2 protein-coding genes are annotated in these 1,659 nt (G+C 34.1%); both read right to left on the minus strand.

Features of this window, described 5'->3' with window-relative positions:
* Nucleotides 1-114: 114 nt before the first annotated feature.
* Nucleotides 115-363 carry a hypothetical protein gene (locus C7U55_RS13385; RefSeq protein ID WP_106988964.1) on the minus strand — a complete coding sequence of 83 codons (249 nt, stop codon included), beginning with the start codon at nt 361-363 and terminating at the stop codon, nt 115-117.
* Nucleotides 364-544: 181 nt separating this feature from the next.
* Nucleotides 545-1,579: a transposase gene (locus C7U55_RS13390; RefSeq protein WP_162297467.1), complete on the minus strand. Its 1,035-nt coding sequence runs from the start codon at nt 1,577-1,579 to the stop codon at nt 545-547.
* Nucleotides 1,580-1,659: the final 80 nt, after the last annotated feature.

Consider the following 1,659-nt stretch of genomic DNA (forward strand, 5'->3'; position numbering starts at 1 on the left):
TCTATTAAGAATTTGGATGCGTCAGAAAAAATAGTATATAAAAACTCATACCAAAATACTATGATATATTTGCGTAATCTGGTATGAATTTTTTGTCCTGTAATTAAGCAATGGCTATCTGATTCTTCTCATAGGACCATTGCATACCGGACATTCTATTTCAACTTCACCATGTTTACCGGACATTCTATCTTCTTCCGCAAATTCACCAATGATCCAGTCAGGAACATTGGCAATATGACCACAAGCAGTACATTTCATTTTGATAAGTGTATCCTTCGCAATCATTTTATCAATTTCTTCGTCTGTCCAAGGACAGTCGTCTGCATTCATTGATGCATTTTTCCCTGTAGAGTCTGTCATTAGGGGTACCTCCTTCAAAAGGATCATATGTATATTCACATTTCATAAGACTGCCACATGAACATAACAAAGGGTCCTTTTGAAATGATTCTATCATATGTGTGCGGTATTTTAGATGGTCGAGTTTGTTTTTTAAATCTTTTTTTCTTTCTTTTAGATTTCTGATACGCTTTTTCTTTTTTTATCTGACCATTTTAAAGTTTTCATCAGGACAGTGGAGGATGAGATTGTTTATAAAGTTTTCAACACTTTCATATACTTCGATATATTTTTCATCTTCATGACGGTTGTACCACCATCTGATCATCTTTTTGTCATCTTCATATTTGATGATGCGATTTTCAGCCATGGGAGGTCTGGAAGTGGTAATTGACGCAATCATCAACATTATTGTCGTCATTGTAGCGTAGACATAAAAGCCGTTTACAAGTTCATCATAGAATCTCTGTTTAAGATAACGAAAATGTTTGAGCTTTTGTTTAGAAAGAAGATCAAGGACCTGATACATCCATGTCTTTCTGAGTTTTTCATAGGAAATAAAAGAAAAGTTCTTCATTTTATTTTTTTTGGTATCAAAAGCTTCTTCGCAAACAAGGCAGTGGATATGGGGATTCCATTTCAAATCTCTGCCAAAAGTATGTAAAGTCAAAACAGAACCGAAGACGATCTTGTTTCTGTCGTTTTTATAGGAGTAAGGGCATTTGTTTTTTTTAAGATAGATCTTTTTCTTTTTGATTTTTCTGTACTTTGCGTCATTAAAAATACAGGCAAGGGTATTTCTGGCAGCGATAAAAAGAAGATTCAAAAGGGACCTGTCCTTAATAAAATAACCTCTTAAAAGATCAGGGATAGTAAAGACGATATGACGATGCTTGGCATCAAGGGCAATAGAGGAAATATGGGCAGCACGTAATTTAGCCTCTTTGGTACCACAAGAAGTACAGAGTTTGGAATGACATTTGTGAGGGACGATAGATTCGTTACCGCAATGAGGGCAGACAAAAAGATCATAGCCAAGATAGATGGAACCACAAAGAATAGTTTTCTGGATGGTATCATAGGTAATGTTTCTGATCTTGCCTCTATTATAAAGAGAGCGGATATAGTTGATGTTGTCATTAAAGATATAGGAAAAAGATTCCTTGCCTTTGATTTTATCAACATGATTAAAATTGTATAAAGTAAGACAGTCAGCATAGTTAGTATCATCAATCATAAAATCACCAACTAACATTTTAAAGAAAAAGGTAATAATCTTCAAAGATTATTACCATGTGGACAAAATTTATTTTGTCC

Origin of the sequence: Faecalibacillus faecis, from assembly GCF_003024675.1 — a bacterium.
GTDB classification, from domain to species: Bacteria; Bacillota_I; Bacilli_A; order Erysipelotrichales; family Coprobacillaceae; genus Faecalibacillus; species Faecalibacillus faecis.